The 17881-nt window shown below is 55.5% G+C and carries 22 protein-coding genes; 1 reads left to right on the plus strand and 21 read right to left on the minus strand.

Annotated elements, in window-relative coordinates; translation table 11 throughout:
* Positions 1 to 82: 82 nt before the first annotated feature.
* The 5 genes from pyrH to RBB63_RS04400 form a co-directional block, all read right to left on the minus strand.
* Complete coding sequence (gene pyrH / locus RBB63_RS04380) at positions 83 to 832, minus strand: UMP kinase (protein ID WP_309381471.1); 750 nt, start codon at positions 830 to 832, stop codon at positions 83 to 85.
* Between the two features lie 63 nt (positions 833 to 895).
* Positions 896 to 1990, minus strand: a complete 1095-nt coding sequence (locus RBB63_RS04385) for an ATP-binding protein (protein ID WP_309381473.1) — start codon at positions 1988 to 1990, stop codon at positions 896 to 898.
* A complete protein-coding gene (locus tag RBB63_RS04390) occupies positions 1990 to 2451 on the minus strand; it encodes a response regulator (RefSeq protein ID WP_309381475.1) in 462 nt (153 codons plus the stop codon). Before RBB63_RS04390 ends, RBB63_RS04385 begins: the two co-directional genes overlap by 1 nt.
* Entirely contained in the window at positions 2444 to 4651 is a 2208-nt protein-coding gene (locus RBB63_RS04395; RefSeq protein WP_309381477.1) for an ATP-binding protein, read from the minus strand. Before RBB63_RS04395 ends, RBB63_RS04390 begins: the two co-directional genes overlap by 8 nt.
* A 2-nt stretch (positions 4652 to 4653) precedes the next feature.
* Complete coding sequence (locus RBB63_RS04400) at positions 4654 to 5250, minus strand: biliverdin-producing heme oxygenase (protein ID WP_309381478.1); 597 nt, start codon at positions 5248 to 5250, stop codon at positions 4654 to 4656.
* A gap of 277 nt (positions 5251 to 5527) precedes the next feature.
* On the opposite strand from RBB63_RS04400, the gene RBB63_RS04405 reads away from it, so the two are divergent.
* Positions 5528 to 5950: a hypothetical protein gene (locus RBB63_RS04405; protein WP_309381480.1), complete on the plus strand. Its 423-nt coding sequence runs from the start codon at positions 5528 to 5530 to the stop codon at positions 5948 to 5950.
* A 60-nt stretch (positions 5951 to 6010) separates the two neighbouring features.
* On the opposite strand, the gene guaA is transcribed toward RBB63_RS04405, so the two are convergent.
* The 16 genes from guaA to rplX form a co-directional block, all read right to left on the minus strand.
* On the minus strand, positions 6011 to 7552 hold the full coding sequence (gene guaA / locus RBB63_RS04410) for a glutamine-hydrolyzing GMP synthase (protein ID WP_309381482.1): 1542 nt from the start codon (positions 7550 to 7552) through the stop codon (positions 6011 to 6013).
* Between the two features lie 370 nt (positions 7553 to 7922).
* Complete coding sequence (gene rplQ, locus RBB63_RS04415; protein ID WP_309381485.1) at positions 7923 to 8492, minus strand: 50S ribosomal protein L17; 570 nt, start codon at positions 8490 to 8492, stop codon at positions 7923 to 7925.
* Positions 8493 to 8532: 40 nt separating this feature from the next.
* Complete coding sequence (locus RBB63_RS04420; protein ID WP_309381488.1) at positions 8533 to 9579, minus strand: DNA-directed RNA polymerase subunit alpha; 1047 nt, start codon at positions 9577 to 9579, stop codon at positions 8533 to 8535.
* Between the two features lie 82 nt (positions 9580 to 9661).
* A complete protein-coding gene (rpsD, locus tag RBB63_RS04425; RefSeq protein ID WP_309381490.1) occupies positions 9662 to 10270 on the minus strand; it encodes a 30S ribosomal protein S4 in 609 nt (202 codons plus the stop codon).
* Between the two features lie 82 nt (positions 10271 to 10352).
* On the minus strand, positions 10353 to 10892 hold the full coding sequence (rpsK, locus tag RBB63_RS04430; RefSeq protein ID WP_343219116.1) for a 30S ribosomal protein S11: 540 nt from the start codon (positions 10890 to 10892) through the stop codon (positions 10353 to 10355).
* An 18-nt stretch (positions 10893 to 10910) separates the two neighbouring features.
* Positions 10911 to 11282: a 30S ribosomal protein S13 gene (gene rpsM / locus RBB63_RS04435; protein WP_309381492.1), complete on the minus strand. Its 372-nt coding sequence runs from the start codon at positions 11280 to 11282 to the stop codon at positions 10911 to 10913.
* 73 nt (positions 11283 to 11355) lie between these two features.
* Positions 11356 to 12141, minus strand: coding sequence for a type I methionyl aminopeptidase (gene map, locus RBB63_RS04440; protein ID WP_309381494.1), 786 nt, complete (start codon positions 12139 to 12141; stop codon positions 11356 to 11358).
* 30 nt (positions 12142 to 12171) lie between these two features.
* The gene (gene secY, locus RBB63_RS04445) at positions 12172 to 13680 is read right to left on the minus strand and encodes a preprotein translocase subunit SecY (RefSeq protein WP_309381496.1); all 1509 of its coding nucleotides are present in this window, start codon (positions 13678 to 13680) and stop codon (positions 12172 to 12174) included.
* 159 nt (positions 13681 to 13839) lie between these two features.
* Positions 13840 to 14316: a 50S ribosomal protein L15 gene (gene rplO, locus RBB63_RS04450; RefSeq protein ID WP_309381498.1), complete on the minus strand. Its 477-nt coding sequence runs from the start codon at positions 14314 to 14316 to the stop codon at positions 13840 to 13842.
* Positions 14317 to 14368: 52 nt separating this feature from the next.
* Positions 14369 to 14992, minus strand: coding sequence for a 30S ribosomal protein S5 (rpsE, locus tag RBB63_RS04455; RefSeq protein WP_343219120.1), 624 nt, complete (start codon positions 14990 to 14992; stop codon positions 14369 to 14371).
* Between the two features lie 21 nt (positions 14993 to 15013).
* Positions 15014 to 15379 carry a 50S ribosomal protein L18 gene (rplR, locus tag RBB63_RS04460; protein ID WP_309381502.1) on the minus strand — a complete coding sequence of 122 codons (366 nt, stop codon included), beginning with the start codon at positions 15377 to 15379 and terminating at the stop codon, positions 15014 to 15016.
* A 62-nt stretch (positions 15380 to 15441) separates the two neighbouring features.
* Positions 15442 to 15981 (minus strand): 50S ribosomal protein L6, encoded by a 540-nt coding sequence (gene rplF, locus RBB63_RS04465; RefSeq protein ID WP_309381504.1) that lies wholly within the window; start codon positions 15979 to 15981, stop codon positions 15442 to 15444.
* Between the two features lie 25 nt (positions 15982 to 16006).
* Positions 16007 to 16405 carry a 30S ribosomal protein S8 gene (gene rpsH / locus RBB63_RS04470; protein WP_309381506.1) on the minus strand — a complete coding sequence of 133 codons (399 nt, stop codon included), beginning with the start codon at positions 16403 to 16405 and terminating at the stop codon, positions 16007 to 16009.
* Between the two features lie 121 nt (positions 16406 to 16526).
* Positions 16527 to 16832 carry a 30S ribosomal protein S14 gene (gene rpsN / locus RBB63_RS04475; RefSeq protein ID WP_309381508.1) on the minus strand — a complete coding sequence of 102 codons (306 nt, stop codon included), beginning with the start codon at positions 16830 to 16832 and terminating at the stop codon, positions 16527 to 16529.
* Between the two features lie 37 nt (positions 16833 to 16869).
* Positions 16870 to 17454 (minus strand): 50S ribosomal protein L5, encoded by a 585-nt coding sequence (rplE, locus tag RBB63_RS04480; protein WP_309381510.1) that lies wholly within the window; start codon positions 17452 to 17454, stop codon positions 16870 to 16872.
* 163 nt (positions 17455 to 17617) lie between these two features.
* Positions 17618 to 17863: a 50S ribosomal protein L24 gene (gene rplX, locus RBB63_RS04485; protein ID WP_309381512.1), complete on the minus strand. Its 246-nt coding sequence runs from the start codon at positions 17861 to 17863 to the stop codon at positions 17618 to 17620.
* Between the last annotated feature and the right edge of the window lie 18 nt (positions 17864 to 17881).

The raw sequence follows: 17881 nt of genomic DNA on the forward strand, positions 1-17881 counted from the left end.
AGGATTTCAATCCGGTTTACTCACGGTGTAAAGCGCAGAAGCGCGACCGAACTCAACTAGACGCGAGTTTCGCAACGTGCAGTTAGCTCACCAGCGTGCCGATCGCCTCGCCACTGACTGCGCGCAGAATGCTATCTTTTTCGTTCATGTCGAAGACGATGATCGGCATCTCGTTGTCCAGACAGAGCGAGAACGCCGTCGAATCCATGACCGCATATTGATTCTTCAACGCATCGATAAAGGTAATGTTATCGAACTTCTTGGCGTCTGGATTCTTCACCGGGTCGGAGTCATAAATGCCGTCAACCTTGGTCGCCTTCATGATGACATCGGCGCCGATTTCACTCGCGCGCAACGCGGCAGTGGTGTCGGTGGAGAAATACGGATTCCCGGTGCCCGCCACAAAGATGACCACGCGGCCTTTTTCCAAGTGACGAATCGCACGACGCAAAATGAATGGCTCGGCGACTTCCTCGATGTGCAACGCGCTTTGCACGCGGACGGGTACGCCGTTCTTTTCGAGGCAGTCCATCAGCGCGAGCCCATTGATCATCGTCGCCATCATGCCCATGAAGTCGCCCGTGGTGCGGTCGACCTTTTGGTCACTCGCCGCGCCAAGCTTGCCGCGGAAAATGTTGCCGCCGCCCACAACGAGGCAGACTTGCACGCCGAGGTCGTGAACTTTTTTAATTTCAAGCGCGATGCGCTGGAGGATTTCCCCGCTGATCGTATCGCCAGAAGCACGATCGCCTAACGCCTCGCCGCTCAGTTTTAAGACGATGCGTTGATATTTCGGGGAGGAGGGAGTTTCACCAGTGGATGCGTCAGCCATTGCAGGGCATGTTTAAGCCACCAACCAGGGAGGCCGTCAATCACTTTGCCAAAATGATGGGATTTATGTCATCTCCAAAACCGGCTCGTCATGCTTTTGGGGAAGCGAGAAGCAGAAGGTGCTGCCAGCGCCGACCTCCGACTCCACCCAGAGCTTACCTCCGTGCTTCTCCAGCACGCGACGGCAAAAGCCCAAGCCAATGCCCTTGCCGACGCTGGAGTGATGGCGGTAGAACATGCTGAAAATCTTTTCCTGATCCTCACGTGCGATGCCCTGCCCGTTGTCACTGATGAAGATCCGGTGCTCGCCATCGTGCAATTCTCCGTAAATCTTGATCTCCAGAAACGCATCCCGTCGATAGCGAATGGCGTTGACCAACAGGTTTTGCAGGACCTGCTTAATGATCGTTTCACTCGCGACGACACGCGGCAGGTCGCCCATGATTTCGATGCTGTAGTCCTTGCTTGGATGCAGGAGCAGGCAATATTGAATAACCTCAGTGGCAACCTGATTTAAATCGACCCAACTGATGCGCTCCAAGCTGTCTTCTGTCGTCAGCTTCAGCAAGTCACTGATTAACTGGCGGAGGTGTTCGCCGGATTTAACGCCCAGTTGGATGGCGTCCCGAATGTCTGGATTGGCTTCCGCCGGCAGTGCGTCCTGCGCCAGCCAAAGCGCCGTCGCCATCGTCTGCACGGGATTGGCGATCTCGTGCGCCAACAGGCTTCCAAAGCGCTCCAACTCCTGATTTTTATGCGCCAACTGACAGAGGATGCGCTTTCGCTCAACGGCGTGGGTAATGGATTTCTCCAGCGTGTTGCTGTCCAGGGAGTATTTGTCGATGTAGTCCTGAGCCCCGGCGGCAAGAGCGCGCTCAATCAAGTCGTCTTCCGAGAGTGAAGTCAGGACAATGATCGCGGTGTTCGGCGCATAAGCCGTGGCCAAGTCGATGGTTTCCATCGGCGAGCTGTCGGGAAGACTCAGGTCCAGCAGGATCACGTCGAAATTGTTTTCCTTCAACAGGCGATCCGCCTCGGCTGAAGACTGAGCACGAACCAGGGACTTCACATTCATCTGGTTTGCCGAGAGCAGCCCTCTGATGATGTCGAAATGGTCGTCATTGTCCTCGACGACAAACACGTTGTATTTGCTTCTCATTACTCTGTTGAATCGAATGGCGTGGCTTGGTTCCAGACTCCCCAATACACACAAAGCACGCTAACCATCTGCCGGAAATCAGCAAATTCCATGGGCTTTTTCAGGTATGAATTGGCGCCCAGTTGATAGGCGCGCTCGACATCGTGCCGGGCGTTGGACGTTGAAAAAACGACGGTGGGCAACGCCGCAAAACGTGGCGTCTCACGGATCTCCTCCAGTAGTTCGAACCCGCTCATGCCGGGCAGCTTCAAATCTAGCAGCAGGAGGTCTGGCGTCTCAGCGTTGGCAAAGTCCCCTCGCTTGAACAGGCAATCCAGCGCCTCGGCCCCATCGCGCACCCGCGTCAGTTGCACAGAAATTGGCGCACTTTCCAGACTGCGTTCGACGAGGCAGACGTGGTCATCCTCATCTTCGGCCAGCAGCAGCTTGAACCGGACTTCTTCTGTATTCGGCTCACTCATTGATTACGGGTAGCTTGATCCAAAACTCAGCGCCTTCTCCGGGTTCGGAGATCACCCCGCAACTGCCGCCATGCCGCTGCGCAATCTTCAACACGGACGCCAGCCCAACGCCCGAGCCGCGCGTTTTTGAATCAAGCCGTTGGAACAGGCGGAAAATCCGCTGATGATACTTCGGTTTTATCCCGGCCCCGTTATCCCGAACACGGTAGACGCAGTGGTCCGCATCCACCTCGCCCAGAATCTCAATGCGCGGCTTTTCGGCGGTGCAACCATACTTCAAAGCGTTGTCCACGAGGTTCTGAAACAAGCGCGAAATCTCCCCATAGCAACCGTGGCAATCGGGCAAATCTGGCTGACAGACGATCTCAGCGCCCGCCTCCCGGATCTTGATTTCCAGGTCGACCAAGATGTCTGAGACAAGTTCATCCAAGTTGATGGCGGTAACTTTTCCCTTGGCCCCGATACGCGAAAACGCCAGCAGCTCCTCGATAAACTCCGCCATGCGATCACTGGCGCGCTGAATGCGCTGCAGGTTGTCCTGCGCGCTCTCAAACTGCCCTTTGGCGACGTCTTCCATCAACGCGCCCGAAAACGCCTTGATCGTCACCAAAGGCGATTTCAAGTCGTGCGAAACAGAATACGTAAACTGCTCGATCTCTTCATTCTTCGCGAGTAGCTGGTCATTCAGGCGGTTTAATTCGTCGTTGCGCTTGATGACAAAAGCCATGAGCCATGACTGCAAATCCTCGACGATCGACACATCCGCCTCTGTCCAGGCCTCAGACTGCCCCTTGACCATTTCCTTCCACTCCTCAAACGAATTGCGCGGAGTCAGCGGCTTGACCGCACCCTCCTCCTCCGGGCGCCCGGCCCAACGGATTTCCTGTACGCGCTCCACCCGATAAAAGGTCAGCTTCCAATCCGCGCCAAGCGGCAGCATCGCCAGCCCGGCGCAACTACCCGACCGCTGCGCCGCCACCGGGAAGTCCGCCTGAATACTTTGGGAAAACTTTGCCGCGCCTTCCAAATGCCCCCACTTCAAGGCTTCGAAAAATCCGTCCTCCGGCGTGGTCCCAACCGAGAGCGTCGCACCATCCGCCCAGAGGGTGAAGCCATCCGCGCGCACCGCCTTGAGCAGCGGCGTGGCGTTCGCCTGCAACGCTTCCGCCAGGGAATCGCAGTCGGATATTGCTTTACCCAACGCGATCAGGCTGTGCCGACGTTGAGCAACCTGCTCCGACTCCTCGTGCTTGAGCTTGGTCGCCATCTGGGCGGAAACGAGTTGCCCCAGGTAAACGCACGATAGGCGCGTGGTGTACGGCACAAACATCGGGCCTGAATAGTGGTGACAGGCAATTAGGCCCCACAGCTCCGGCCCATTCATGAGAGACACCGACATCGAGGCCGTGACATCCATGTTCTTCAAGTATTGAATGTGCACCGGAGACACCGAGCGGAGCACGCAATCACTCATGTCCATGATTGGCAGGTCGGCAGGCAGCAACGCTGCGGGCTCGGCGTGTATGTCGTAGATGAGGCGGATCCAGTTGCGCTGATAAAGTTTGCGGGCCTGCCTCGGAATATCGGTTGCCGGATAATGCAGCCCCAAAAAAGCCTCCAGGTCACCCCGCTTAGCCTCGCCGACCACTTCGCCATGTCCTTCCGGCTCAAAGCGATAAAACATGACACGATCGAAGCCCGTGGCCTCCCTCACCTGCTCGCAGATGAAGTGCGCCGCATTGACCATCGAATCGCAACCAGTAATGTAGGAAAGGCACTTCTGCGTCAGCTCATAGTGCTCGGAAAAACCTTGTGCGTAGTAGTGGGCGCGCTCGCCGGGATTCTCGAATTCCAGCACGATGTCCCCATCATTAAAATGCCCGATGCAATCGAACGGCGCTTTGCCGCGTGGCAGATTGAGCGTAATCCCCATCGGGTTCGCATAGTTGCGAGCGGCATTCGACAGACGATAAATTAAGTCATCGCGATTGGCGTCTTCCACATAACGGAGCACGCACTGGCCCAGCAAGGTGTCGGGCTCGATGCCAAAGACGTCCGCAACATTCGCAGATACCCGGAGGATGCGGTAGTCCTTCGCATCCAGCACCATCATGACACCATGCGGCTGCACGCCGCCCAGCAAATGGATTGGTTCCTTGTCGCAATCAGTCAGTAGTTTGGGGTCCAGTTCCGATTCCATCCCTAGGGGCGTTGATACCAATCGAGGAAAATTTGATAAGTTTGCTGGGCGGATTCCACCGCAGACGACGCCTCAACTGCAGATAGATTTTCGTCTAACCAGCCATAGAAACGCATCAGGGCCGCGCGGCAGGCTTGGGGATCATCCAACATGAAAAAACTTCCGCCAGTGGACGCCGTCAAACTCAAGCCATTGCGCAAACGCTGCGCCAATACCTGAGCGCCATGGATTGAGCCAGCCCACACGTAGGCCAGCCCATAGAGCGATGCTGGCGTTGACTTGATTTCAGAAAAATCAGCATACCGCACACCCTCAGCCTTAAAGTCATCGCCAAAGAGCACGCCCAAATCTTCCTGCAAGCGCTCCGATCTTAACAGCAGTTTCAGATACGGGTGCTCGGAAAATAAACTGGAATCATGCAAACACTGCTCCAAAGGGGCCCAGACTGAGAACAACTCAAGCAGCCACTGCCGATAGACAGTCAACTCGGAGCAACTCAGTCGAGCAGACATGATATGCTCCAGTTCATCATGCGACTTACGTGTCCGCTGGCGGACGAGTTGGGTGAATTGGTCGGAGGCAGACTGAGTGATTGGCATCAGGAAAATAGGCGGTCGCTGAAAATCTGATCAAAGGAAGTTAACGCTATCATACCAGAGCCAAAAAGCAAATTCTGCAAAAAAACCGCCCGCTGAAATGCAAGATGCCTCTCAATCAGGCAAATCATAGTGCATTTTGCACGGCCTTAGCGATCGCTCAAATAAGTATATCACTCATAATGAATAGCTTACAAAACACCTATATCTAGGGTCCAAAAAATGCAATGCCTAAGGCATGCTACCAAAAATCAATACACACACGCTCATAAACGAAATCATGTCACTGTATTCACTTGAATGCAGTTTAATAAAACTCGACGAACTGACTGACGACACGCCTCACTGTCGCGATGCCTGGGAAACCTTTATCGACAACGGCCGTGCACGCCGGGAAATCCTGCACTACGCAATTCGTGAAGCCAAGGAGTCCCTTGAAGAACGGAGTTTGGAGACGGTCATCAACCACTTTCCGGAAGAGAAATTTCTGAGCATCGACCGCAATAAGACGATCTCACGGTTCCACATGGTTTACAGCGAAGTCTTGAAGGATTGCGAAGCTCTTGGAGATCAGCGGATGGCCCGTAAAATAAACTTGGCCGAATCCTTCATCCCACGAACTGAGACTACCGCAACGCAAATGACAGCAACCCCGGAAGGAAAGCAGCGAAAGCAGTCTTCGCCCAAGCTGAAAATAGCCTGAAAGGCAGACGGCGAGAGATAACAGCCTGGTCGAGCAATTGCTCAACCAGGAAACCAGCGACTATTCCCACTCGATGGTGCTGGGCGGCTTGGAGCTAATGTCCAATACGACGCGGTTCACTCCTTCGACTTCGTTGATGATGCGATTGGAGATGAGCCCGAGGACATCGTGCGGGATGTGCGCCCAGTCGGCAGTCATCGCGTCCTGGGATTCCACCACGCGCAATGCGATGACGTAGTCGTAGGTGCGCTCATCGCCCATGACGCCCACCGTCTGCACCGGTAGGAAGACGCAGAACGCCTGCCAAACCTTGTCGTAGTAGCCCGTGCGCTTCATTTCTTCGAGGAAGATGGCGTCGGACTCCTTGAGGATGGTCAGGTACTTGCGCTTGATCTCGCCCATGACGCGCACGCCGAGGCCGGGCCCGGGGAACGGGTGGCGCCAGATCATTTCCTTCGGCAAGCCGAGCTCTTCGCCCAGCTTGCGCACTTCGTCCTTAAAGAGTTCACGTAGCGGCTCAAGCAGCTTGAGCTTCATGCGCTTGGGCAGACCACCAACGTTGTGGTGGCTCTTGATGAGCGCTGCGGGGTTGCCGTCGATCGCGACGCTCTCGATAACGTCCGGATAAAGCGTGCCCTGCGCCAGGAAGTCCACTTCGCCAATCTTCTTCACCGCATCGTCGAAGACGTCGATGAACACCTTGCCGATGATCTTGCGCTTCTTCTCGGGGTCGGTGACGCCCTTGAGCTTATTGAGGAAGAGATTGCCCGCCTTGACGGTCCGCAGGTCGATGTGGAAGTGTCCCTTGAACAGGTCTTCCACTTTCTCGCGTTCATTTTTGCGCAGCAGGCCGTTGTCCACAAAAACGCAGGTCAGCTGGTCGCCAATCGCGCGGTGAATCAGCGCTGCGGCAACGGATGAATCCACGCCGCCGGACAAGCCTAAAATCACACGCTTGTCGCCGACTTGCTTACGGATTTCTTCCGTGGCCATCTCAATGTAGTTGGCCATCTTCCAGTCGTCCTTGCACTTACAGACGCCAAAGAGGAAGTTTTGCAAGATCTCCACGCCGCGCTCACTGTGGTGCACCTCGGGGTGGAATTGGATGCCGTAAAAGTTGCGTTTCTCGTCCGCGATGACGGAGTTTTCGCTATTCTCGGTATAGGCAATGACTTCGAAACCGTCCGGGATCTTGGTCAGTTTGTCGCCGTGAGAATTCCAGACCTTAAGCGTCTTCGGCAGGCCTTTTAGGAGCTTGCCCTTCTTCTTCACGGTCATTGCGCCACGACCGTATTCGCGACGGTCACTGCGGGCCACTTCGCCGCCGAGGAGCTTGCCCATCAACTGAACGCCGTAGCAAATACCAAGCACCGGAACGCCCAACTCGAACAGCTTCTTGTCTGGCAACGGGGCATTTTTAGCCAACACGCTGCTTGGACCACCCGACAGGATGATGCCGCATACACCGTCCTTTTTAAGCTCGGCCGCCGTCACGGAATACGGATAGATGCGCGAGTAGACATTGCACTCGCGGATGCGGCGGGCAATGACCTGAGTGTATTGGGAACCAAAATCAAGAACGGCAAGCGTCTGCTGGGACATAACGGAAAAACAGTAAGGTAGTTGGAGTTAAGGGATTTAAAATTTCAGTTTTTGGTTTTCGTAACCGCAAGTAGGACAACTGGCTACTTCCGCCCGCTTACGCGCAGAGTAAACTTGGCCACACTTGATGCAGTGAAACGCCACGCGTGCGCGGTCGCGGTCATAAAGATGTTTGTCTCGCCAATCATAGTATAGCCAAAGTCCGAATACCGTAAGCAATCCTGCTGCCACATAGAGCAAAGAGAACCAGGAAAATCCTATATCGATCATGTAGTGCGGGACGCATCAACGGGAATTCAAACAAGATGGCGCGCCCTGCTGGCAGGTGCGCGCCGATCCGTAAAAAACTCGAGTCTCTTGCGAGCTGGAATTAGTCCTTCTTCTCCTCTTCGGTCGACGCTTCGCCTTCCGCTGCAGATGCCTCGGGTTCGGCGGCGGCTTCTTCCGCAGCAGGAGCTTCTTCCACTGCAACTGCGGCTTCGGCGGGCTGCTCAGCGGCCTTTTCCTTCTTGGCGGCTGGCTTCTTACCGGAGCGCTTCGGCTTGGAGTAGCCTTCGTCGCTGCCATCGATAAGCTCAATGATGCCCATGTGAGCGCCATCGCTTTCGCGCTGGATCAGCTTGTAAATGCGGATGTAGCCACCCTTGCGGTTGACAAACTCGTTAACGCGCTCGTCGAAAAGAGCCTTAACGGCAGCCTTGTCGCGCACCTTGGCAATGGCCTGGCGACGGTAGTGCAGCTTACGTGCAGCGTCGTCGGTGGCGGCAGCCTTCTTGGCGAGGGTGATGATCTTTTCGGCGAACGGACGCAGGGCCTTGGCCTTGGCCAGGGTGGTCTCGATACGGCCATGACGGAAAAGCGCAGCGGCGAGGTTGGCCATGAGAGCTTCACGGTGCTCCTTCTTGACGCCGAGGCTGTGACGATGTGAACGGTGACGCATTGGTCTAAAGAATTACAATGGTTAAAAACAAGGGGGGGACTTACTCGCCAATGTTTTCGAGCAAGCGCTCGTCGAGCTTCATTCCCAGGGACAGGCCGAGCTGCTCGAGCTTTGCCTTAATTTCGTTGAGCGACTTCTTACCGAAGTTGCGGTATTTGAGCATTTCCTGCTCGGTCTTCATTGCCAGCTCGCCAACAGTCGTGATGTTCGCGTTGTTCAGGCAGTTTGCGGCGCGGACGGAAAGTTCGATTTCGTTCACGGACATGTTCAGCAGCTTGCGCAGACGGTTCTGCTCTTCGCTGATTTCCTTGGTTTCGTGGTCGAACTCAACAGTTTCCTTGCTGACCTGGTCGAACACGTCGAGGTGGTGACGCAGGATTGCGGCGGATTCCTTCAACGCATCGTCCGGAGTGACGCGACCATCCGTGGTGACCTCGAGGATCAACTTGTCATAATCGGTCATTTGGCCAACACGGGTCTGCTCCACGTGATACTTCACGAGGCGAACCGGGCTGAAAAGGGAGTCAATCGGGATCAGGCCAATGACTTGCTCTTCCGGCTTGTTTTGCTCGGCGGTGGCGTAACCGCGACCCACGCGAACTTCAAACTCGGCCAGGAAACGCATCGGCTTGTCGAGCGTGCAGATGACTTGGTCCGGGTTGAGGACTTCGACATTGCTGTCCGGCTTGATGTCGCCAGCGGTAACAGCGCCTTCCTTGTTCACATCGAGCAGCAGCTTGACGGGCTCGCGCTTATGGGAAACGAGGAGAACCTTCTTGAGGTTAAGGACGATGTCCGTGATGTCCTCGACGACGCCTTCGAGGCTTTGGAATTCGTGGTCAACATTGTCGATCTTGACTGAGCTAAAGGCGGCGCCTTCGATGGAGCTCAGGAGGATGCGACGCAGGCTGTTGCCAATCGTGTGGCCGTAGCCGGTTTCAAACGGCTCTGCGGTGAACAGGGCGTACGTGTCAGTTGCCGTCGACTCGTCTTTGACGAGGCGCTTTGGCAGCTCGAACTTGCCCAGGCGCTTGGTGCGCGAGGTGAAATTAGTGTCGGTGGCTGGTGCTTCTTCGACAGTGCTCATTACTTCCGATTTAATTGATTGATAGTGGCCGCGGGCGAAAATGGGGAAAGGGGAACGATGCGTTCCCCTGTTTAACTAAATTTTATCGGCTGTAGTATTCAACGATGATCTGCAGGTTAATGTCCTGCTCCATCTCGTCAACTGCCGGTTCGCGACTGACGGTGCCGCGAATCGCATCGCGCTCCATCGCCATCCACGCAGGGACGGTGCGGAACTGCGTTTCTTCCAGGCAGCGAGTGGCCAACTGGCGCGAAGAGGTGCGGTCGCGCACTTCGATTACGTCGCCGGGACTCACGGAGTAGCTGGGGATGTCCACCTTGTGGCCATTCACCTTAATGTGACCGTGGTTGACAAACTGACGGGCCGCACGGCGGGTCTTAGCCAAACCGAGGCGGTAAATAACATTGTCCAAACGCATTTCAAGCATGCGCAGGAAGATTTCACCCGTAACGCCGCGCTGATTCTTCGCCTTAGCGAAGGTGAGACGGAATTGCTTTTCCGTCAGGCCGAACATAAAGCGAAGCTTCTGCTTCTCATTCAGACCGATTGCGTAATCGGAGGACTTGCGGCGCAGGCGTGGGCCATGCTGGCCGGGAAGGTACGGCTTGCGCTCGAATGCCTTGTTCGGGGCGAAGATCGCCTGCGCGAAGCGGCGGTTGATGCGTGTGGTTGGTCCGGTATAACGAGCCATGATAGTTTAATGATGGGTGGCAGTCTCGTATATTAACGCTTTCCGGATTGCCATCACCGGGAAGCTAGAAAGTGAATTTAGATTAAACGCGGCGACGCTTTGGTGGGCGGCAGCCGTTGTGCGGAACTGGAGTTGCGTCGGTGATGCCAGTGACGATCAAACCGAGGCTCTGCAATGCGCGGATTGCGGAGTCACGGCCCATGCCCGGGCCCTTAACCTTGACGGAAACTTCCTTCATGCCGTGAGACAAGGCAACCTTGCCAGCGTCCTGAGTCACCACCTGAGCCGCATAAGCGGTGGACTTGCGGGAACCACGGAAGTTCATCTTACCGGCGCTGGACCAGGAGATAACGTTGCCATTGGTGTCCGTAAAGGTGACCTTGGTATTGTTAAAAGTAGCCAGGATGTGAACAACGCCGCTGTGGATGTTCTTGCTGCCCTTAGCTTTACGAATCTTACCAATGCCGAGGTCTTCGGTCAACAGATCCTTGGCGCTGGGCTGGCCGGACTTCTTTTCTTCTTCGCCTTCAGCGGAAGCTTCACCCTCAACTGCGGCTGGGGCTTCTTCGTCCTTGGTGGCGACGGCGGCTTCCGCCGCTTTCTTTTGTTCTTCTTCGCTCATTAGATAGTGACTAAAAGGTTACTTCTTCTTGCCAGCAACGGTCTTGCGACCGCCCTTGCGAGTGCGGGCGTTAGTCTGAGTGCGCTGACCGCGAACTGGCAAACCGCGCTGGTGGCGGAGGCCGCGGTAGCAGCGAACTGCCTGCAAGCGCTTCAGGTTGGCGATGACATCGCGACGGAGGTCACCCTCAACCGGATAGCCGTCTTCCTGGATTTGCACGGCGAACTTGTTCAGCTCTTCTTCGCTGAGTTCGTGGGCGCGGCGGTTCGGATCGATGCCGGTCTGTTCGCACAGCTTCTTGGCGCGGGTCGGTCCGACGCCATAGATGTATTGCAGCGAGTATTCGATCTTCTTACCGCTGGGGATGTCGACTCCAAGTAAACGTGGCATTTCGTGTTAAAAGTGTTAGGTGTGTAAACAGGGAAAAGCGGAGAAAATAGCAAATTCAGCCGCTTTGGAAAGCTTATTTTTTCGGAATTGTTAAAATTTCTGGTTCGTCCTCCGTAACCAGAACCGTGTGTTCAAAATGGGCCGCCGGCTTACCATCTTTGGTGCGGGCAGTCCATTGGTCCTCATCTTCCACCAAATCGTAGCTTCCGGCGACCACCATCGGCTCGATGGCGAGCGTCATGCCCGGATAAAGCTTCGCGCCGGACTTGGGGCGACCGAAGTTGGGGATTTGAGGGTCTTCGTGCATCGTGCGGCCCACGCCATGTCCCACAAAGTTGCGGACCACGTTGTAGCCGAAGCTTTCGACGTAGGACTGAACCGCGTGGGAAATGTCCCCCACCCGATTGCCAGCCTTCGCCTGAGCAATGCCGAGCTTGAGCGCTTCTTGAGTGCGCTCGACGAGCAACTTCATATCGTCACTGACGTTCCCCACGAGAACCGTGCGCGCATTATCGCCCACGAAACCGTTGTAAGTCACGCACACATCGACAGTGATGTTGTCGCCTTCTTTGAGCGTAACGCCCATTTTGCCGATGCCATGCACCACCTCGTCGTTGACCGACAGGCAGGTATGGCCCGGATAAATTTTCTCGCCGACGCGGTAGTTGTAGCAAGCGCTCTCGGCGCCCATCTCCGCGATCAGCTTTTTGCCTTCCTGGTCGATATCGTAAGTCGTCACGCCGGCTTTAACCATTTGGCAAAGCTTATCCAACACCGTCGCCGCAATGACGCACGACTCACGCACAGCCTCGACTTCTTCGTCGGGTCGGATGGATCGGTAACTGCGTTTGCGAAGCATGGTGAAGGAAGGACGCGACAGAAAGGCGTCTTATTGAACGATGTTAAATTGGAGGAGCACCCAGGATACCAAGCCGATGACCAACAGTGCGCCACAGGCAGTCCATAGAATGCCGACGTTCATCGTCTTCACTTCGGCAACATCCACCATCTGGCGGGTCCGGGACTTGGAGCGGTTGCGCGCCTTCCCCTTCTTGAGGAAGCCGTCGTAGTGACGGTTCAAGAGGTAAGTCTCGATTTGACGCATCGTGTCCAAAGTAACGCCAACGGCGATCAGCGTGCCGGTGCCGCCAAAGAATTGAGTAACCTTCCACGGGATCTGCAACCATTGGCCCAGGATGAGCGGCAGAATTGCGATCAAAGTCAGGAATAGCGCGCCAGCTAAAGTCAGGCGGGTCATGACGAAGTCGAGGAACTTGGCCGTCGGTTCGCCAGGGCGAACGCCAGGAATGTAGCCGCCGTTGCGCTTCAATTCGTCCGCAATTTGAATCGGTTTGAACATGATCGACACCCAGAAATAGGAGAAGCCCATGATCAACATCGAATAGAAGATGTAGTAAAACCAGTGGTCAGGGCTGAGCCAAGCGCCGATGTCACGGAAGAAATCCTGCCCAGTCGCGCCCGCGAGCGCGCCCAGCAGATAAGTCGGGAACATCAAAATAGCACTCGCGAAGATGACCGGCATCACGCCTGCGTAGTTTACTTTGAGCGGGAGGAATGAGCTTTGGCCGCCCATCACTCGCCGCCCCACCATACGCTTGGCGTACTGGACCGGGATTTTGCGCGTCGCCTGCGTCACCGCCACGATACCGGCAATCACCGCCACCAGGAAGATGAGCATCGCTGCGAACTGGCCAATCGAAATACTGTAAGCCGCGCCAGCGCCAGCAGTCAGGCCTTCGTAGGCGAAGCTGACGGCGGAGGGCAAGTCGGCCAAAATACCGATCGTAATCAAAAGGGAAATACCGTTGCCGATGCCACGCTGGGTGATCTGCTCACCGATCCACATCAGCAGGACGGTGCCCGCGGTCAGGAAGATCGTCGAGGTGATCAAGAACCACGTCGGGTCGATCAAAACGATGCTGCCATATTGCTCAACAGAGAAGCCCTGGAAGAACTCGCCCGGATTACGGAGCAGCGTGAGGTTCAGCAGAACCGACTGCACCAAAGCAATCGCGATCGTCAGGTAACGGGTGTACTGCGTGATCTTCTGGCGACCGGTTTCACCCTCCTGCTGGAGTCGGGCGAGACTGGGCACCACTGCGCCCATCAACTGGAGAATAATCGATGCGCTGATGTACGGCATGATGCCGAGCGCAAAGACCGCACCATTCAACAGCGCGCCCCCCGTGAACATGTTGTACAAGCCAAATAGACCGGCGTCGGCAGCTTCCTCGAAGAACCGCTGAAGCGGTCGCGGGTCGATGCCAGGCAACGGAATATTTGCCCCAACACGGGCAATGAAGATCATCCCGAACGTAAAGAGGATTTTGCTCCTCAGCTCGGGGATTTTAAAGCAGTTGACGAAAGCGTTGGTCATTTGGATGACAGCGGGTGGGTTTCAAAAGAGAGAAGGCAGAAGGCAGATGGCAGAAGTGTCGAGATATTAATCTTCGATAACCAGGGTAAAAATTCTGACGAACATCACCCCTTCTGCCCTCTTCCTACTGCCTTCTCCCTCGATAAGTGCTGTTTGGCGCTATTCGGCTGATTCCTGGGTTGCAGCTTCGGCTTTACCCGAAACGATCACCTTGCCGCCAGCGGCTTCGATCTTGCTCTGGGCCGAACCGGAGAACTTGTCAGCGGTCACGGTCAACGCGCGGGAGATTTCGCCATCGCCGAGCACCTTGATGAGTTTCGCCTTGGCGCGGATCAGACCAGCCTTGACCAAGGTGGTGCGGTCCACGACGTCGCCTTCCACGCGCTCGAGGTCGCTGAGGTTGACGATGGCGTAATCAGTGCGGAACTTGTAGTTGTTGAAACCACGGTGCGGCAGACGACGATACAGCGGGATGTGACCGGACTCAAAGCCGATGCGAACGCTACCGCCAGCGCGGGCCTTTTGACCCTTTTGACCGTGGGTGGAGGTTTTACCACGACCGGAGCCTTCACCGATACCGACGCGTTTGCGACGGCTGCGGGCGCCCGGGACGTTTTTCAGATTATGAAGTTTCATGACGTTGCTTGCTGGGAGGTGTGACCTGCCAATTTAGCAGTTGTTCAAAGAGTTAAACGATGGACTCTGCGGGAGCCGTTTCGGTTTCCTTAGCCTTGAGGCGGGAGATTTGTTCGGCCGAGCGCAGTTGACGCAGTGCGTCGAGCGTGGCGTTGACCATGGCAAAGGGCGTGTTGGAGCCCAGGTTCTTGGAAAGCACGTTGTGGATGCCAACGGCTTCGAGGACCGCGCGAACACCGCCGCCAGCGATAACGCCAGTACCGTCGGTGGCCGGGCGAAGCAGCACGCGACCGCCATCCTTAACGCCGAAGCATTCGTGCGGGATCGTGGTGCCCTTCAGGCGAACGGATTCCATGTTGGCGCGTGCGCGCTCAGTGCCCTTGCGGATTGCTTCCGGCACTTCCTTGGCCTTACCGTAACCGAGGCCGACTTGGCCCTTGCCGTCGCCAACGACGACGAGCGCCGCAAAGCTGAAGCGACGACCGCCCTTAACGACCTTGGCGCAACGGTTGATGTGAACGACCTTTTCGATCAGTTCCGGACCCTCTTGCTCTTGCTGTTGGCCGCGGTTGCGGTCATTACGATCACGACGGCGTCCGCCGCGTTCGCCGCCTTGGCGATTGCCGCCGCCTTGGCGATTTCCGCCACCGGGGCGTGATTGCTGAGTGTTTGGCATGTTGCTCATATCGTGATCCGATTAGAAGTTAAGGCCAGCTTCACGAGCGGCGTCGGCGAAAGCCTTGACGCAACCGTGATAACGGCGACCAGCGCGGTCAAATACAATGGTCTCAACGCCTGCAGCCTTGGCCTTCTCTCCCAGGTTCTTACCCAGAGCGGTGGCGCCGGCGACATTCGGCTTGAGGTTTTCCTCGCGAACATCCTTAGCCAAAGTCGATGCGGATACGATCGTCTTTTGCTCAACGTCATTGATGAGCTGGGCATGGATGTGCTGGTTGGTGAAGGTAACCGTCAAGCGCGGACGGGCGGCTGTGCCCACAACGCGCTTGCGAATGCGCCAACGGCGCTTCTGGCGGTTTTGACGAAGTTTTTCTGCAAGTTTCATGACTTATCCAGTCTTACAAATTTTCAATAATTAAGAATAACGCGATCCAACTAAACGTTGGCTTAGCCGGTCTTCTTACCTTCCTTGCGACGGACGTAGCGGCCAACAATGCGGACGCCCTTGCCCTTGTAAGGTTCTACCGGGTAGTAGCCGAAGATATCGGCTGCGACTTGGCCAACAGCTTGTTTGTCGGCGCCTTCGACTTCGAGCTTCGTGCCGGACTTGTCAACCGTGACGGTGACGCCGGATGGCACGGGATACTTGATGTCGTGCGAATAGCCAAGGGCGAGGTCGAGAATGTTGCCCTGGAGGTTGGCCTTGAAACCAACGCCTTCGATTTCGAGCTGCTTCTTGTAAGGCTCGATGACGCCGGCGATCATGCCGTTAATGATGGAGCGCGCGGTGCCCCACATGGCCTTGGCCTGGCGGGAGCTGTTGCTCGGCTCGATGACAACTTCGTTGTCGTTAACGGTGATCTTGACGTCGCTGTCGAAAGTCTTGCTCAGCTTGCCCTTAGGGCCCTCAACATTCACGGTCTGGCCATTGACGGCGACCTTGACCTTTTCGGCGATCTGAACGGGAAGTTTACCAATTCTGCTCATTGTAATGATCTCCTAATAAATGGGCTTACCAGACCTTGCAGATCACCTCGCCGCCAACTTTTTGACGACGGGCGTCGCGATCCTTCAGGATGCCCTTGGAAGTGGTGAGAATGGAGATGCCGAGACCGCCGAGAACCTTGGGGATCTCTTCGTATCCGGAATAGAGGCGACGACCGGGCTTCGAGAAACGCTCGATGCCGACAATCGCGGGTTGGCCATCAACATACTTCAACGTGATGTCGATGAATTTGTGTCCGGGTCCTTCTTCACGGATGCCGAAATCCTGAATGTAGCCTTCATCCTTGAGGATGGCGGCGACGCCACCCTTCAGCTTGGAGAAGCGTGTCGAGCAGGATTCCTGACCAGCGATGCTGGCGTTACGCAGCAACGTGAGGAAATCACCTATAGTATCGTGGGATGCCATGACTTGTAGGTTTTGTTAGTTTAAAAATTAAAGATTAAAATAAAGCTAGATGTTAAAGTGAGAATCGAAAAATGGTATAACTGCCACTCTTTAATTTGCTCACTTTAATTTGTTTACTCCCTTACCAAGACGACTTCGTGACGCCCGGGATATGACCTGCCAAGGCCAATTCACGGAAGGTAATACGGCTCAGGCCATACTTGCGGATGTGAGCGCGGGGACGGCCGGTGACCGAGCAGCGATTGCGCAAACGGGTCGGAGCGGAGTTGCGGGGAAGCAGCGTGAGTTGACGCTGCGCCTGGAAGAACTCTTCGTCGGAGCTTTCCGGATTCTTGATGATTGCCTTGAGCTCGGCGCGCTTGGCGGCATATTTTTCCACCATGCGTTCGCGCTTCTTGTTGCGGGCTACTGCGCTTTTCTTGGCCATAACTTATAGAAGATTATAAAAGTGAGTGATCGTTAGCTTAGGCAGCCTGTGTTTCTTCAGGCTTCGGATTGGTTGGCTTGCGGAAGGGCATGCCCATGAGTTGGAGGAGTTCACGGCCTTCATCATCCGATTCGGCAGTGGTGACGATGGTAATGTCCATACCGATGGCTTCACGGCCGCCGGTGTCTGCCGGAATTTCCGGGAAGATGGTGCTGTCGGTGATGCCGAGGGTGTAGTTACCTTGGCCGTCGAGCTTGCGGGACACGCCGCGGAAGTCACGGATATTCGGCAGGGCCACTGCGAGGAAGCGGAACAGGAAGTCATACATGCGCTCGCCACGGAGAGTGACCTTCACGCCGATCGGCATGCCTTCGCGCAGTTTGAAGTTCGAAACACTCTTGCTGGCCTTGGTCAGAACAGCGTGCTGGCCGGCGATGGAGGAGATCTCCTTCTGCACTTCGGCAGCCCAGTTCTTGTCCTTGGTGGCGTTGAAGCCGGAGTTGATAACGACCTTAGTGATCTTCGGCACCATGTGTGCGTTGGCGTAGCCACGAGTCTTCTTCAACTCGGGAACAACGACGTCATTATAGTGCTTTTTCAGGTATGCGATTTCTTGGCTCATTGGTTTTTTACGCCTGGGGATTTCCGACCCCACAGGTCTTGGCTAAGATTAATTAATTATGAATTGTGAATTATGAAGTATGAAAGGTCGTGTCGATGTGAACTACTTTCGCTGCATCTTGATCGTTTCATCATTCTGCATTCATAATTCAGCATTTAAATAGTTACGCGCTCTTCTTGTCGTAGCGCTCGGCGAGCATCACGTTCGAGTAGTGAACGGTGCCTTCGCGTTCGATGATGGCGCCTTCAGGGGATTCCTGAGTGGCCTTCTGGTGCTTCTTGATCATGTTAACGCCTTCGACAATCACGCGCTCTTTGTCACGGAGGACTTGGAGCACCTTGCCGCGCTGGCCCTTGTGGGCGCCGGCGATTACGACGACTTCGTCACCTGCCTTGATTTTAAATTTCATGACTAACTATAACTGGTG

It is taken from the genome of Cerasicoccus frondis (assembly GCA_031296915.1).
Lineage (GTDB): Bacteria > Verrucomicrobiota > Verrucomicrobiia > Opitutales > Cerasicoccaceae > Cerasicoccus > Cerasicoccus frondis.

What these genes read in the sequence shown, in the direction of transcription:
- rplR (WP_309381502.1), bottom strand. Translation starts at nt 15,379, where the DNA reads ATGAAACTTGCAGAAAAACTTCGTCAAAACCGCCAGAAGCGCCGTTGG.
- map (WP_309381494.1), bottom strand. Translation starts at nt 12,141, where the DNA reads ATGCTTCGCAAACGCAGTTACCGATCCATCCGACCCGACGAAGAAGTC.
- RBB63_RS04400 (WP_309381478.1), bottom strand. Translation starts at nt 5,250, where the DNA reads ATGCCAATCACTCAGTCTGCCTCCGACCAATTCACCCAACTCGTCCGC.
- pyrH (WP_309381471.1), bottom strand. Translation starts at nt 832, where the DNA reads ATGGCTGACGCATCCACTGGTGAAACTCCCTCCTCCCCGAAATATCAA.
- rplX (WP_309381512.1), bottom strand. Translation starts at nt 17,863, where the DNA reads ATGAAATTTAAAATCAAGGCAGGTGACGAAGTCGTCGTAATCGCCGGC.
- RBB63_RS04385 (WP_309381473.1), bottom strand. Translation starts at nt 1,990, where the DNA reads ATGAGAAGCAAATACAACGTGTTTGTCGTCGAGGACAATGACGACCAT.
- rpsE (WP_343219120.1), bottom strand. Translation starts at nt 14,992, where the DNA reads ATGCCAAACACTCAGCAATCACGCCCCGGTGGCGGAAATCGCCAAGGC.
- rpsH (WP_309381506.1), bottom strand. Translation starts at nt 16,405, where the DNA reads ATGGCATCCCACGATACTATAGGTGATTTCCTCACGTTGCTGCGTAAC.
- RBB63_RS04420 (WP_309381488.1), bottom strand. Translation starts at nt 9,579, where the DNA reads ATGAGCACTGTCGAAGAAGCACCAGCCACCGACACTAATTTCACCTCG.
- rpsM (WP_309381492.1), bottom strand. Translation starts at nt 11,282, where the DNA reads ATGCCACGTTTACTTGGAGTCGACATCCCCAGCGGTAAGAAGATCGAA.
- rpsN (WP_309381508.1), bottom strand. Translation starts at nt 16,832, where the DNA reads ATGGCCAAGAAAAGCGCAGTAGCCCGCAACAAGAAGCGCGAACGCATG.
- rplF (WP_309381504.1), bottom strand. Translation starts at nt 15,981, where the DNA reads ATGAGCAGAATTGGTAAACTTCCCGTTCAGATCGCCGAAAAGGTCAAG.
- rpsK (WP_343219116.1), bottom strand. Translation starts at nt 10,892, where the DNA reads ATGAGCGAAGAAGAACAAAAGAAAGCGGCGGAAGCCGCCGTCGCCACC.
- guaA (WP_309381482.1), bottom strand. Translation starts at nt 7,552, where the DNA reads ATGTCCCAGCAGACGCTTGCCGTTCTTGATTTTGGTTCCCAATACACT.
- secY (WP_309381496.1), bottom strand. Translation starts at nt 13,680, where the DNA reads ATGACCAACGCTTTCGTCAACTGCTTTAAAATCCCCGAGCTGAGGAGC.
- rplQ (WP_309381485.1), bottom strand. Translation starts at nt 8,492, where the DNA reads ATGCGTCACCGTTCACATCGTCACAGCCTCGGCGTCAAGAAGGAGCAC.
- RBB63_RS04390 (WP_309381475.1), bottom strand. Translation starts at nt 2,451, where the DNA reads ATGAGTGAGCCGAATACAGAAGAAGTCCGGTTCAAGCTGCTGCTGGCC.
- RBB63_RS04395 (WP_309381477.1), bottom strand. Translation starts at nt 4,651, where the DNA reads ATGGAATCGGAACTGGACCCCAAACTACTGACTGATTGCGACAAGGAA.
- rplE (WP_309381510.1), bottom strand. Translation starts at nt 17,454, where the DNA reads ATGAGCCAAGAAATCGCATACCTGAAAAAGCACTATAATGACGTCGTT.
- rplO (WP_309381498.1), bottom strand. Translation starts at nt 14,316, where the DNA reads ATGAAACTTCATAATCTGAAAAACGTCCCGGGCGCCCGCAGCCGTCGC.
- rpsD (WP_309381490.1), bottom strand. Translation starts at nt 10,270, where the DNA reads ATGGCTCGTTATACCGGACCAACCACACGCATCAACCGCCGCTTCGCG.
- RBB63_RS04405 (WP_309381480.1), top strand. Translation starts at nt 5,528, where the DNA reads ATGTCACTGTATTCACTTGAATGCAGTTTAATAAAACTCGACGAACTG.